11 protein-coding genes are annotated in these 13662 nt (G+C 63.2%); 8 read left to right on the forward strand and 3 right to left on the reverse strand.

What is annotated here, in order from left to right:
• Positions 1-76: 76 nt before the first annotated feature.
• Entirely contained in the window at positions 77-1174 is a 1098-nt protein-coding gene (locus A9D13_RS08575; RefSeq protein ID WP_066772508.1) for an NAD(P)/FAD-dependent oxidoreductase, read from the reverse strand.
• Positions 1171-2154 carry an alpha/beta fold hydrolase gene (locus A9D13_RS08580; protein ID WP_066772510.1) on the reverse strand — a complete coding sequence of 328 codons (984 nt, stop codon included), beginning with the start codon at positions 2152-2154 and terminating at the stop codon, positions 1171-1173. The genes A9D13_RS08575 and A9D13_RS08580 overlap by 4 nt, the downstream gene beginning before the upstream one ends.
• Before the next feature lie 88 nt (positions 2155-2242).
• Here A9D13_RS08580 and A9D13_RS08585 point away from each other — a divergent pair, with 88 nt between their 5' ends.
• The 7 genes from A9D13_RS08585 to A9D13_RS08615 all read left to right on the forward strand — a co-directional run bounded on the left by A9D13_RS08585 (position 2243) and on the right by A9D13_RS08615 (position 9523).
• Entirely contained in the window at positions 2243-2761 is a 519-nt protein-coding gene (locus A9D13_RS08585) for an A24 family peptidase (RefSeq protein ID WP_066772512.1), read from the forward strand.
• A gap of 107 nt (positions 2762-2868) precedes the next feature.
• On the forward strand, positions 2869-3870 hold the full coding sequence (gene cpaB, locus A9D13_RS08590) for a Flp pilus assembly protein CpaB (protein ID WP_066772514.1): 1002 nt from the start codon (positions 2869-2871) through the stop codon (positions 3868-3870).
• An 81-nt stretch (positions 3871-3951) separates the two neighbouring features.
• Complete coding sequence (locus A9D13_RS08595; RefSeq protein WP_082922333.1) at positions 3952-5481, forward strand: type II and III secretion system protein family protein; 1530 nt, start codon at positions 3952-3954, stop codon at positions 5479-5481.
• Between the two features lie 30 nt (positions 5482-5511).
• The gene (locus tag A9D13_RS08600; protein WP_066772516.1) at positions 5512-6177 is read left to right on the forward strand and encodes a CpaD family pilus assembly protein; all 666 of its coding nucleotides are present in this window, start codon (positions 5512-5514) and stop codon (positions 6175-6177) included.
• 18 nt (positions 6178-6195) lie between these two features.
• Positions 6196-7470, forward strand: coding sequence for a CpaE/TadZ family protein (locus A9D13_RS08605; RefSeq protein WP_066772517.1), 1275 nt, complete (start codon positions 6196-6198; stop codon positions 7468-7470).
• Positions 7471-7545: 75 nt separating this feature from the next.
• Positions 7546-8517 (forward strand): type II secretion system F family protein, encoded by a 972-nt coding sequence (locus A9D13_RS08610; RefSeq protein ID WP_066772518.1) that lies wholly within the window; start codon positions 7546-7548, stop codon positions 8515-8517.
• Between the two features lie 19 nt (positions 8518-8536).
• Positions 8537-9523: a type II secretion system F family protein gene (locus A9D13_RS08615; protein ID WP_066772524.1), complete on the forward strand. Its 987-nt coding sequence runs from the start codon at positions 8537-8539 to the stop codon at positions 9521-9523.
• A gap of 158 nt (positions 9524-9681) precedes the next feature.
• Here the strand turns inward: A9D13_RS08615 and A9D13_RS08620 are convergent, their stop codons facing one another.
• Positions 9682-10164 carry a MarR family winged helix-turn-helix transcriptional regulator gene (locus tag A9D13_RS08620; protein ID WP_066772526.1) on the reverse strand — a complete coding sequence of 161 codons (483 nt, stop codon included), beginning with the start codon at positions 10162-10164 and terminating at the stop codon, positions 9682-9684.
• Between the two features lie 413 nt (positions 10165-10577).
• Between A9D13_RS08620 and A9D13_RS08625 the strand changes: the two genes are divergently transcribed.
• Entirely contained in the window at positions 10578-13643 is a 3066-nt protein-coding gene (locus tag A9D13_RS08625; RefSeq protein WP_066772529.1) for a TonB-dependent receptor, read from the forward strand.
• The last annotated feature ends 19 nt before the right edge of the window (positions 13644-13662 follow it).

Here is a 13662-nt window from a genome sequence, read left to right on the forward strand (position 1 = left end):
TCAGTACCCATGCATAACGACCCGATTCGCGCTGGCAAGCCGGGTAACAATTCTCGTCATGTTTTCGGGCGCAGGCCTAACCGAACCGCGCCGGGGAATAGAGCGCCGGATCGATTCCGCGCGCAGGCCCTTGCGCCTCGCGGTCCAAAAGCAGGCTGGCCGCCATATCGCCGCCCGCAGGTGATGTCTGAATGCCCGATCCGCCCTGCCCGGCGCACCAGAAAAAGCCCTCGACCCGGGTGTCGAAGCCATAGACCGGCGTGCGATCGGGCGAAAAGCTCCTGAGCCCTGCCCATTTGCGCTCGACGGTCTCGATCCGCCAGTCGACGACTTTCTCCATCCGGTCGATGGCGATGGCGACGTCAATCTCCTCGGGCGCGGCGTCGCAGGGGGGCGAGGGCGTCTCGTCATGCGGACTTAGCCACACGCGACCGCTTTCCGGCTTGAAGTAGAAGCTGTCGTTGATGTCGAGGACCAGCGGCAGGTCGTCAGGCGCGGCGGGCGCGGTGCGCAATTGCGCGACGGTGCGCCGCATGGGAGAGATCGCGATCGGCGCAGCGCCTGCCATCGCGGCGACTTCGCTGGCCCATGCACCTGCGGCATTGGCGATGATGCCTGCCTTTATCTCGCTGCCATCGGCAAGGCCAAGCCGCCAGCCGCCAGCCTCACGCGTGGCCGCGACAAGCCGGGCACGGCTGCGCAGCTTTACCCCGCGCTGCTTAGAAAGCGACAGGAAATGGGCGTGCACTGCGGCCACATCGATATCGGCGCAGGTCCCGCCCCATGTGCCGCAGACCCAATCGGAGCGGATGCCGGGCACCATCTCTACGATCCTGTCCCGCCCGACCATTTCGATATTCGCGCCCAGTTCGCGGAATTCACGGTAATATCTCTCCACCGCGGCGCGATCTTCCTCTCGCCCGATATTGAGCGCCCCGCGCGCGGTCAGAAAGCCATGTTCGCGCAGGTAAGGTCCCGAGCCGACCGTCAAGGGCAGGATCTGCGGGCCGCCATAGGTTTCTTCCCAGAATGCGGCCGAGCGCCCGGTGGCGTGATAGCCGGGGCGATCCTCACCCTCCAGCATGATGACCGATGCGTGGGGGCCAAGAAAAGCGGCCATGCTGGCCCCGGCGATTCCTGCACCTATGATCGCGACATCGAAACGCTCGGTCATGCCGCCGCCCCTGCCGGGACATGCCGGTCGAGGAAATCGGCGATGCCCTGCAGCGCGCGATCGCGCACATCATCCGATTCGCGCAGGATCTCGTGCGCCGATTCGGGGCCGAATTCGATATGCTCGGCATCGGGCAAGAGGTTGACGGCGCGGCGTATGGCGCGGGCACTGACCAGCCGGTCGGCGCTGGTGGATAGGACAAGCACGGGAAGGTTCACCTGTTTCAGGAAGTCGGCGCGCGCGGTGCGGCGCATTGATTCGGCAGCACGTTCCAGCCAGCCCCAGCTGGGCGCGCCCATTTGCAGTTCCGGACGGGCCTGACGCCAGAAATGTTCATCGTCATAGCGGCTCTTGTCATGGGTCAGGAGCGACTGGCGCGCGTCGATGCCGCTGGCGGGTTTCTCGCCCGCTTTCCATGCCGGACGATGGCGCGGGCCCAGCGCGGTCATGGCGATGGTGGCGGCATGCCACATGGCGGGCGGCAGCGGCGGACCGGCAAAGCCCAGCATCGGCGCGACAAGCACCAGCGCGTCGGGCGAGACCGCTCCTTCGCCCACGGCGCGAAGCGACAGGTGCCCGCCCATGGAATGCCCGACCAGCACACGCGGACCGCTATCGTGCCGCGCACTCCAATCGGCCCAGAAATCGCGCAAATCACTGATCCAATGCGAAAAATCAGCGACATGGCCTGTCATGGAATCGCTACCCAGCCGCCCCGACCCGGCCTGCCCGCGCCAGTCTATGGACGTCACTGCCCAGCCTTGCCGGTGCCAGTGGTCGAGCGTCTCCAGATATTTCTCGTAATGGTCGCCCCGCCCACCCAGGAACAGGATGGCGCCGCGATCACGCGCGCCGGTTTCAGCCGCGTTAATGCCCGGCCAGTCGATCCGGCGGATCGGATGGCCATCGGCGGCATGCCAGACCGATTCGGTCGCCCCTGTCGGGATGGATCGGCGGGTGTCGGAAATGCGGGCCTTCACTTGCCTAACGCCATCTTCGTCGGCGTGGTTACTGTTTGGTAAGTCATGATCTCTAGACCGGCCCCTGACCTTGAGGGACCGATCCGACATGAATTATGAAATGATCACTTACGGACTGCTCGCCGCCTTGGCAATCGCGGTGCTTTATGCCGGGATCACCGACTTCCGGCACCGGAAGATCACGAATCGGCTGACCGGCGCGATCGCGCTGGGCGCACCCGTTTTCTGGTGGGTCAGCGGTCTCTCCCTGTGGCCCGGCGTCGCCATCCAGGTCGCGCTGGCCATGGGCTGGTTCGTTTTCGGTGTTTTCCTGTTCAAGGTCCGCCAGATGGGCGGCGGCGACATCAAGCTCTTCACCGCGCTCGCGCTCTGGCTCGACCCGCAGCTTTTCATGATGGTCACGCTGCTGACCATGATCGTCAACGGCGCTGCGACACTGATCGTATGGCGCAAGGTCCGCCGCGCCCGGCGCGAGGGAATCAAGATGGATGCGCGCTCCACGCCCTATGGCGTGTCCGCAGCGCTGGTCCTGCTTGTCATGTTCGCCATTCGCTATGGCGACGCCGCACATGCCGCATTTTCTGCCTCGGGCCCGATTTTTGCCTGAGGCTCCAGCAATTTTGACCTGATTTTAACCATTGCCAGCGAGTCTGGCAGCACAACACGAGGGTGACGATTCACCCGACAGGGATTTGACGAAGGGGCTTTGGAGCCATGGACAAGAAGAAGCTGATCCTGCTGGCGGTTGCGCTGGTCGTCGCAGTCGGGACCGCCCTGATGGCGCGCTCGATGTTTGCCGGGGGCTCGTCCGCTCCGCAGGCAGAGGCCGCAGTGGCCGAGCCCCAGGGCAAGCGTGTACTGGTCGCCCAGCGCGCCCTGCCTGTCGGCACCATCATCACCGTCGACGCGCTGCAGTTCAAGCAGTGGCCCGACGAAATGGTGCAGGACGCCTATTACATTGAAGGCGAGGCCGACATGCAGAAGCTGCTCGGCACTGTCGCACGCTTCCCTGTAACCGCAGGCCAGCCCCTTACCCGGGGCGCGCTGGTCATGCCCGGCGACCGCGGTTTCCTTGCCGCGGCGCTTGGCCCCGGCATGCGCGCCGTCACTATCACCGTTTCGGAAAAGACCGGTGTCGCAGGCTTCGTCTTCCCCGGTGACCGCATCGACCTGATGGTCACGCAGTCGATCGGCGGCGGCCGCGGCGCGGACCAGGGCTTCAAGGCGACCGAGACCGTGCTGCGCAACCTGCGCGTGCTTGCCACCGACCAGTCGACCGAGACGCAGAAGGGCGACGATGGCAAGACCGTCGTGAAGAAGTTCCGCACCGTCACGCTGGAAGCCACCCCGCGCATCGCCGAGAAGATCTCGGTCGCGCAGGAAATCGGCACGCTTTCGCTGGCCCTGCGCTCGATCGCGGACAACCGCGCCGAGCTCGACCGCGCCATCGCCACCGGCGAGATCACCATTCCCGACGGCGCTTCGCCCGAAGAGGAAGAGGAAATCATGCGCCTTGCCATGAACCGCCCGCAGGAAGGTCGCACGACATTCCAGACCGGCGGCGACGTCTCGCGCTTCCAGTCGCGCTACATGCAGAGCACCCAGAGCGCTGGCTCGGGTGGCGGCAGCGGCGCCCCGGCAGCAGCGCGCCCGACCGGCCCGGTCGTCCGTGTCAGCCGCGGCTCCAACACCGTCATCGTGCCCGCCGGCAAGTAACAGCAAAGCCGGGAGCACAGCCAAGTGACCAAGATCAATTTCATGTCCAAGGCCGACACGGCTTCAATGGGGGGACATTCGATGAAACGCCGCATGCTCGCAGGGATCGCCCTTGCCGCTACCGCCCTTGCGCCGATCCCGGCGATCGGCACCGCGACCACCGCCGTCGCCCAGCCCCTCCCGACCCCGAGCCGCGATGTCGTGCTCTCGATCGGTCGCGGCCAGCTGGTGAACGTTGGCGGCCGGATGACCGACATCTTCATCGCCGACGAATCGATCGCCGACGTGCAGGTGAAGTCGACCAACCAGGTCTATATCTTCGGCAAGTCGGGTGGTGAGACCACCGTCTATGCCAGCGACGCCGCCGGTGCGATCATCTGGTCGGCCAATGTGCGCGTGGGCACCAATATCGACAGCATCGACCAGATGCTCGGCCTCGCCATGCCCGAAGCGAAGATTTCGACGGCGACGATGAACAACACCGTGCTGTTGACCGGCACCGTGGCCGCACCCGAAGACGCTGCGGAGGCCGAGCGTCTCGTCCAGGCTTTCGTCGGTGATGAAACGCAGGTCATCAGCCGCCTGAAGCTCGCCACCCCGCTGCAGGTGAACCTTCAGGTCCGCTTTGCCGAGGTGAGCCGCACGCTGGTCCGTGCGCTGGGCGTCAACCTCAACACCTATGACAGCACGAGCGGCTTCAAGTTCGGCATCGGCCAGGGCCGCGCCGACGCGGTTTCGCAGTGGCAGGTCGGCGGCGGTGTCTTCACCGGCGGCACCGAGGCCGCCGAAGGCTCCAGCCTCGTCACCACCACAGGTTCGGGCAGCACCATCGCCGCCTTTGGCAAGTTCCTCGGCCTCGACCTCGCAGGCGCGCTGGACCTTGGCGAAACCGAAGGCCTTGTCAGCACGCTTTCGCAGCCTAACCTGACCGCGCTTTCGGGCGAAACGGCGGAATTCCTCGCAGGCGGCGAATTCCCGATCCCGATGGCGGGCGGGCTTGGCACGACGTCCGTCGAATACAAGAAATACGGCGTCAGCCTCGCCTATACCCCGACGGTGCTCGCCAATGGCCGCATCTCGATCCGCGTCCGCCCCGAGGTCTCGGAGCTTTCGAGCGCCGGTTCGGTTACGGTCAACGGCTTCGAGATCCCGGCCCTGTCCACCCGCCGCGCCGAAACGACGGTCGAGCTGGGTTCGGGCCAGAGCTTCATGATCGCGGGCCTGCTGTCGAACTATTCGAACAGCTCGATCGACAAGACCCCGGGCGTGGGCGACCTGCCGATCCTGGGCAATCTCTTCCGCTCGAACAGCTTCAGGAAGGGCGAGACCGAGCTGGTGATCGTGGTCACCCCCTATCTCGTCAAGCCGGTCGACGCGAAGGACATCGCGCTTCCGACCGACGGTTTCCGTTCGCCCACGATGATGGGCCAGTTCTTCGGCAACCAGCTCAGCGATGGTGTGTCGGGCGGTTCGCGCCCGATGCCGACCGCAGCAGAAACCGTGCCCGCGGGTCCGACCGTCGGCATGCTCGAACCCGGTGCGCCCAGTGCGCCCGCCGCCCCGGTCCGCAGCGCGGACGCCAGCGAAGCCAAGCCCGGCTTCTCGTTCTGATCCGCGCACAGGAGAGCCAAGGTGACCAAGATGAACAAATCCATCATCGGCCGTAAGACCGCCGCCGCGCTTCTGCTCGGCGCGACCGCGACGCTCGCGGGCTGCGGCAGCATTCCGACCAATCGCACGCTGTATTCCGAGCATCAGCCGGTCGTGTCGCGCACCAATTACGTGTTCGACGTGATGACCAGCTCTGCCGGCATCCCGATTTCCGAACAGCGCCGCCTGTCGGGCTGGTGGGAAGCCATGGAGCTTTCCTATGGCGACAAGGTGTCGGTCGATTTCTCGAAGATCGGCCCGGCAGCGCGCGACGATCTCGTCTCGCTGGCCGACAAGCAGGGCATCCTGCTGGCCGATGCCGCCCCCGTCACCGAGGGTGAGGCAGGACCGGGCGTCGCCCGCGTCGTCGTGACCCGCTCGACCGCGTCGGTCCCGGGCTGCCCCGACTGGGGCGACAAGACCGACTTCAACCCGAACAACGCCACCAGCAAGGGCTATGGCTGCGCCATCAACGGCAATCTCGCCGCGATGGTCGCCAATCCCGAAGACCTGCTGACCGGACAGACCGGATCGGGCGAGACGGTGGTGATGAGCTCGACCAAGGCGATCGAGACCTATCGGAACAAGGCCCCCACTGGCGAGGGCGACCTCAAATCGGTGTCTTCCAGCAGCGGCGGCGGCGGTAGCAGCAACTAAGGCGAAGGAGCAGGTATTATGAATTCCCCGTTCTCATCCGGTGCATCCGGCGAGCGTGACGCCTTCGCTGCCTTTGTCAGCGACGAAGCGACCATGGAAGTGGTCCGCACGGCGGTTTCGAACCTCAACATGCCGCACGAAAAGTGCAACATGGGCGGACTTCGCAACGCGGTGCAGACCCTCTCGGTCTCGGCAAGCCCGCAGATCCTGCTGGTCGATCTTTCGGAATGCGGCGATCCGCTGTCCGACATCAACGCCCTTGCCGAGGTCTGCGAACCGGGCACGGTGGTGATCGCGGTCGGGCAGATCAACGATGTTCGCCTCTATCGCGACCTGACCGCAAGCGGCATCCAGGACTATCTCCTGAAGCCTCTTTCGGAGGAAATGCTGCGCGATTCGCTGATCCAAGCGCAAAGCGTCTTTAACGCCCCGCGCCAGCACGCCGACGCTTCGGTTACGCGCAACCACATCATCACCGCCGTCGTCGGCACCCGTGGCGGTGTGGGCGCATCGACCATCGCGACCTCGCTCGCATGGCTTTTCTCGAACGAGAACAAGCTGCCGACCGCATTGCTCGACCTCGACGTGCACTTCGGCACCGGCGCGCTGACGATGGACCTTGAGCCCGGCCGCGGCCTTTCGGACGCGATCGAGAACCCGTCGCGTATCGACGGCCTGTTCATCGAACGCGCCATGGTGCGGGCGAACGACAATCTCTCGGTCCTGTCGGCCGAAGCGCCAATCCATTCGCCGCTGATGACCGACGGCAGCGCCTTCGTGCAGCTGGAAGAAGAGTTCCGCCAGGCCTTCGACATGACGGTCATCGACCTGCCCCGGAACATGCTGATCAACTTCCCGCATGTGCTGACCGATGCCGATGTCTTCATCCTGACGACGGAGCTGACGCTGGCCAGCGCGCGCGATGCGATCCGCATCCTGTCGTGGGTTGCGACCAATGCCTCGCACATGACCCCGATCGTGGTCGCCAACAAGGTGACGCCGGGTTCGGGCGAAATCAGCAAGGCCGATTTCGAAGCCTCGATCGAGAGGAAGATCGATTTCATCATGCCTTATGACGCCAAGACCGCGACGCAGGCCGCCAAGGTCGGCCAGGTCTTCGTCGACGCCAACCGCTCCAGCAAGGCATCGGCCGCGATCCGCGATCTTGCCCGCCGGGTGATGGCATCGAACGGCGAAGACGCCGCCCAGGGCGGCGGCGCGGCGGCCAGCGGCTCGCTGATGGAAAAGTTCGGCCTCGGCTCGATGAAGGGCAAGGCCAAGCAGAAAGCCTGATTGCACACCCCCGCGCCCACCGGCGTGGGGGATGCCACCGGGCATGTTTGAATTGGGTACCGAAGGGAACTCTCGATGCAGTTCGCGCAGATCATTTTCATAGCCATCGGCATGTTGCTGGTGATCGGCGTCGCCTTCTATGCCCTTTATGGCTCGCCCGGTTCGCGCCAGCAGGCGAAACGGCTCCAGCAGATCCGCTATCGCCACTCGCAAAGCGCGGCATCCAAGGTGGAAGCCCAGCTGAAAAAGGCGGTCGCCGCGCGCAAACCGCGCCAGCACACCGCCGCAGGCTCCGATTCCAAGATCGCCGCCCTTGCCCTGCGCCTGCATCGCACAGGCCGCAACTGGACCTTGCAGAACTACATGTATGTTTCGGGCGGGCTGTTCCTGTTCGTCGCGGTCGCGGTGCTGATCAAGACCGGATCGATCATGTTCGCCCTGCCCGCTGGCGCGATCGTCGGCCTGGGCGGCCCGCATTTCGTGGTCAGCCGCCAGATCACCAAGCGATTGAAGGCCTTCAACGCCCGCTTCCCCGATGGCATCGACCTGCTCGTGCGCGGCCTGCGTTCGGGTCTGCCGGTCACCGAAACGCTGGGCGTGGTGTCGAGCGAGATCCCCGGCCCTGTGGGCGAGGAATTCAAGGCGATCGTCGACCGCGTGAAGGTCGGCAAGACGCTTGACGATTCGCTGCAGGAAACGGCGGACCGTCTCGACATTCCGGAATTCAAGTTCTTCTGCATCTCGCTCGCCATCCAGCGCGAGACCGGCGGCAATCTCGCCGAAACGCTCGCCAACCTGGGTGAGGTGCTGAGGAAGCGCATGCAGATGAAGCTGAAGATCAAGGCGATGAGCTCGGAAGCCAAGGCGTCGGCCTATATCGTGGGCGCCCTGCCCTTCCTGGTCTTCACCATCGTCTACATGCTCAACCCCGCCTATCTGAACGGCTTCTTCACTGACGACCGCCTGATCGTGGCCGGCCTGTTCGGCGCCGTGTGGATGAGCATCGGGGCGTTCGTAATGTTCAAGATGGTCAATTTCGAAATCTGACGGGGACGCGAGAGATATCATGCAGACAACCGGCCCCACCCTCCTTGGCGTTGACGTCATCCTTGTCGGCTCGATCCTTGCCGGGATCGCCGCCCTTGCCACGGTGCTCGCCATCTATGCGGCGCTCACGGTCAAGGACCCGATGGCAAAGCGCGTCAAATCGCTCACCGCCCGCCGCGAGGAGCTGAAGCTCGGCCTGATGAGCGAGGCGCAGGTCAAGCGCCGCACCCTGCGCCGCAAGACCGACCTTACCGACAAGGTCCGCGACCTGCTTTCGCGTTTCTCGATGCTGCAGGACAGCCAGATCAAGGAAATCGAGCAAAAGCTGATGCAGGCGGGTATCCGCCGCAAGGAACTGGCCTATGTGGTCGTCCTCGCCCGGCTCGTGCTGCCGATCGTTTTCGGCCTGTTTTCGGCGACGCTGGTCTATTGGACCGACGCGTATCCCGAATGGGGCGCGGTCAAGCGTTTCGCCGTGTTCGCGGGCAGCCTGCTTGCCGGCTATTACGGCCCCAACGTCTATCTGACGAACCTCGTCAACAAGCGTACCGACGCCATCCGCAAGGCGCTGCCCGACGCACTCGACCTGCTGGTCATCTGCGCCGAGGCGGGCCTGACCGTCGACGCCTCTTTCAATCGCGTCGCCCGCGAACTGGGCCGCGCCTATCCCGAACTGTCGGACGAATTCGCGCTGACCTCGATCGAGCTGTCGTTCCTGACCGAACGCCGCCTCGCCTTCGAAAACCTGACCTATCGCGTCAACCTTGAGGCGATGAAGGGCGTGACCACGACCATGGTCCAGACCGAACGCTATGGTACGCCGCTGGCTTCGGCCCTGCGCGTGCTGTCGGCCGAATTCCGTAACGAACGCATGATGCGCGCCGAGGAAAAGGCCGCGCGCCTTCCGGCCATCATGACCGTGCCGCTCATTCTTTTCATCCTGCCGGTGCTGTTCATCGTGATCCTTGGCCCGGCGGCCTGCTCGATCTCGGACGCGATGCTCTGACGGCAGCGCGCCCATCCCCGGGGGCAATGCCCCGGGGGCGCAAGACAGGGGGGAGCGTCCTATCCAGGACGCACAAAAAGATGCGGGGGAAGCCGAACCGGCCTCCCCCGCATTTCTTTCATCCGCCGGTCACCTACCGATCAACGGCACGCATCGGTTCAATCTTCGTCATCGCCGTCGTCGGCATCCATGCCGCTATCGGTCGCCATGACCTGCGCGAACAACTTGTCGAGCGTGCGGCGCAGCGCCTTTTGCTCGGCAACCGTGAGGCAATCGAGGATCTGCTCCTCCAGCTTCAGCGCAAGAGGAATGACCTGGCGGTAGATATCGCGGCCCTCATCGTTCAGCTCGATCAGGTGGGAACGACCGTCATGGAGATTCGGCGTGCGCTGCACCCATCCCTTGTCGGCAAGCACCTTGCAGGCGCGATTGACGGCGACCTTGTCCATGAAAGTGGCCGAAACGAGCTGGCGCTGCGTCAGCGCGCCCGATTCGCCCAGGATCGCCATCACCCGCCATTCGGGCACTTTCAGACCAAAGCGCGCGCGATACTCCACGGCGATACGCTGGCTGACCGCATTTGAGGTAATCGAAAGACGGTATGGCAGGAAATCGGCAAGGCGCGACAGCACTTCAGCCATGGGCTGCCCTCCCCAAAGCCGCGAACGCCAAGGGTCGACCGCATGCGCTGGCAGGCGATCTCGATGGAAAACCCATTTGATTCATCATCATACTCATTCCCGTCCGCATCATGTCCAGCTCCCTCCAGCCGAGCATCGGTGCAGGCCCTCCGCGATCCCGATGGCGAAGCGACTGCGTCACGACGCCAACGCGGCTCCCGTCGATGCGTAGGCCACAGTGCCCCTTGAAAGCAATGTTGCTTAACTGCAACGCTGCATCGGGAAAACGTTACCTTTGATACTGTCTCTTTTGCAATCGCAAAGCTTATCGTCGAGACGTTCCGCACTTCGACCCGCCAATGCGCGGGGTGAAGCTGGAATGAACCGGGTCGGGACGGGAACCGAGCCGGTGGCATCACAAGGGACTGCACCACATGAAACTTTCCAACCTCCGCAAGCGTGCGCTGAGTGCCGGATCGGCACTGAACGCGCTCGCTTTGGTCGGCGCCGGCGCTGGCGTTGCGGCAATCGCCGCAGCACCTGCACACGCGCAGGACTATACGAACATCACCGCCTCGGGTCGCGTCGTCAGCGTCGATGGTACGCCGGTCTCCGGCGCCACCGTCACCGTCGTTTCCGACGATCAGGGCTTTAGTCGTACCGCCACCACGGATGGTAGCGGCACGTTCCGTCTCGTTCAGCTGCCGCCGGGCGACTACACTGTCACGATCGTTGCAAACGATTACGAGACCTACAGCGAATCGATCGCCCTGAGCCAGTCGAGCGCTGCCAACCAGTTCGCGCTGGTCCCCAGCAACTATGCTGGCGAGATCGTCGTGACCGCCGGTCGCTCGAAGATCATCGATTTCGAACGCACGACCACAGGCCTCGTGCTCGACGTTGCAGAACTCGCACAGCGCGTTCCGGTCGCACGTGACCTCACCTCGATCATCGAACTTTCGCCCGGCGTTTCCGCTGGCGACAGCGCGTTCGGCAACCTGGCTTCTATCTCCGGTTCGTCGGTGTCGGAAAACGCCTACTACGTGAACGGCCTGAACATCACCGACTTCCGTAAGGGTCTGGGTTCCGCAACCGTTCCCTTCGACTTCTATGAGACTGTCGAAGTCAAGAACGGCGGCTATCAGGCAGAATTCGGTCGCGCCACCGGCGGTGTCGTGAACGCGACGACCAAGTCGGGCTCGAACGAATTCCATGGCTCGGTCCTGTTCAACTACGAGCCGGACGATCTGCGCAGCGACAGCCCCGACACGCGTAACCCGCTGACCGGTGACTCGCTGTACATCGACAACAGCCTCGACAACCGCGAGCGTATCGACACCGTCGTTCAGCTTTCGGGTCCGATCTGGAAGGATCGCCTGTTCTTCTACGGCATCTACAACCACCGTGACGTAAAGACCGGTGGCGGTATTGCAACGGCGAACCGTTACGACGAAACGACGACCGATGATCCGTTCTACGGCGGCAAGCTCGACTTCGTGCCGTTCGACGGCCATCGTTTCGAAGGCACCTACTTCAACACCGAGGGTGTGCAGACGACCAAGTCGTTTGCTTATGATCCCGAAACCGACGAAATCGGCGATTACCTGTCGTCCGAGCTGCTCGAATACGGTTCGGAGAACTATGTCGGTCGCTACACCGGCAACTTCACCGACTGGTTCGTCTTCTCGGCCGCATATGGTAAGAGCAAGCTGCGTGAGAACACTGTTCCTCAGGATCAGACCACGCCTTATTCCGTCGACAACCGTTCGGGCACCCCGCTCGTCATCGGCAACCCCTCGGCCATCATCGAGATCGCCGAAGACGAGCGCGAGTTCTACCGCTTCGACGCCGACTTCTATGTCGATTTCCTCGGCTCGCACCACTTCCGTGCGGGTTACGACAACGAGAAGCTGACGTCGGACAATCGCGTCCTTTACACCGGCAATGTCGTTTGGAACTACTTCACTGCAGGCGCAGACGACAACTATGCGCCTGAAGGAACCGACTATGCTTCGGGCCGCACGTTTATCAGCGGCGGTATCTTCCAGACCGAGAATGAGGCGTTCTACATTCAGGACAACTGGTCGCTGCTCGACAACCGTCTGCAGCTGCAGCTTGGCCTGCGTAACGACCGCTTTGTGAACAAGAACGCTGACGGCGACGTGTTCTACGCTTCGGGTGATCAGTGGGGTCCGCGTCTGGGCTTCACCCTCGACGCCTTCGGCGATCAGCGCACCAAGGTGTACGGCTCGTTCGGTCGTTATTACCTGCCGATCCCGTCGAACACCAACATCCGCCTTGCTGGCGCAGAGTTCGATCTTGAGCGTTACTACGAGCTGGATGGCGTCAATGCCGACGGCAGCCCGATCCTGGGTGATGCGCTGATTGGCTTCGATGGTTCAGCTCCGTGTTACGATACCGGTATCGATCAGTGCGAAAACATCAGTGATGGCACTGCTGTCGATACGCGTGCAGCAGCATCGCAGGATCTCAAGCCGCAGTCGGTCGATGAGTACATCCTGGGTGGTGAAGTTCGTGTCGGCGATCGCTGGAAGTTCGGTCTGTTCGGTACGTATCGTTCGCTCAACCGTTCGCTCGAAGACGCTGCAATCGACGCTGCCGTCAACGCTTATTGCGATTCGGAAGGCCTGGACTGCACCAACTCGAACGGTTCGGACATCTGGAGCGGTTTCCACCAGTACGTCCTGATCAATCCGGGCGATCCGCAGACGATCACCCTTTCGGATCCGGTCAATGGCGAAAGCGAACTTCGTACGGTTTCGTTCTCGGCTGAAGACCTTGGCTACCCTGCTGCGAAGCGTACCTACAAGGCGATTACCGCCACCTTCGATCGTGAGTTCGACGGTGTCTGGTCGCTGAGCGGTTCGTACACCTACTCGCAGACCAAGGGTAACATCGAAGGCGGCGTGAAGTCCGACAACGGACAGGATGACTCGGGCATCACCACCGACTTCGACCAGCCCGGCTTCACCTACGGCGCATACGGCTATCTGCCCAACCACCGTGCCCACAACTTCAAGATCTTCGGCGCCTATCAGGCTACCGATTGGCTCTTGCTGGGTGCGAATGCAAAGGTCAGCTCGCCGCGTAAGTTTGGCTGTATCGGTCGTATCCCGTCGAGCGTCGATGCCTATGCAACGCTGTATGGCGGTTACGCATGGTATTGTAACGTCGACGACAATGGTGACATCATCACCTCGGGTTCGGTCCCGAGTGGCACGACCACTCTGACGCCGCGCGGCAGCCGTTTCGAAAGCGACTGGCTGACCCAGCTCGACGTTTCGGCTGTTGTCAGCCTGCCGACCGATTTCGACGCCAAGCTGCGCCTCGATGTCTTCAACGTCTTCAACTCGAAGGCCGAGCTTGACTTCGAAGAACGTGGTACGCTCAGCAACTACCAGCCGCGTAACACCTACGGTCTTACCACCGGCTATCAGACGCCGCGTTACGTGCGCGTTCAGCTGCAGGTCGGTTTCTAAACCGTCGCATAACTGCAAA

This window comes from Croceicoccus mobilis, from assembly GCF_001661965.1.
GTDB lineage: Bacteria > Pseudomonadota > Alphaproteobacteria > Sphingomonadales > Sphingomonadaceae > Croceicoccus > Croceicoccus mobilis.

Coding starts and splice junctions, on each gene's coding strand:
- A9D13_RS08615 (WP_066772524.1), top strand. CDS start 8,537: ATGCAGACAACCGGCCCCACCCTCCTTGGCGTTGACGTCATCCTTGTC.
- cpaB (WP_066772514.1), top strand. CDS start 2,869: ATGGACAAGAAGAAGCTGATCCTGCTGGCGGTTGCGCTGGTCGTCGCA.
- A9D13_RS08585 (WP_066772512.1), top strand. CDS start 2,243: ATGAATTATGAAATGATCACTTACGGACTGCTCGCCGCCTTGGCAATC.
- A9D13_RS08595 (WP_082922333.1), top strand. CDS start 3,952: ATGAAACGCCGCATGCTCGCAGGGATCGCCCTTGCCGCTACCGCCCTT.
- A9D13_RS08620 (WP_066772526.1), bottom strand. CDS start 10,164: ATGGCTGAAGTGCTGTCGCGCCTTGCCGATTTCCTGCCATACCGTCTT.
- A9D13_RS08605 (WP_066772517.1), top strand. CDS start 6,196: ATGAATTCCCCGTTCTCATCCGGTGCATCCGGCGAGCGTGACGCCTTC.
- A9D13_RS08625 (WP_066772529.1), top strand. CDS start 10,578: ATGAAACTTTCCAACCTCCGCAAGCGTGCGCTGAGTGCCGGATCGGCA.
- A9D13_RS08575 (WP_066772508.1), bottom strand. CDS start 1,174: ATGACCGAGCGTTTCGATGTCGCGATCATAGGTGCAGGAATCGCCGGG.
- A9D13_RS08600 (WP_066772516.1), top strand. CDS start 5,512: ATGAACAAATCCATCATCGGCCGTAAGACCGCCGCCGCGCTTCTGCTC.
- A9D13_RS08610 (WP_066772518.1), top strand. CDS start 7,546: ATGCAGTTCGCGCAGATCATTTTCATAGCCATCGGCATGTTGCTGGTG.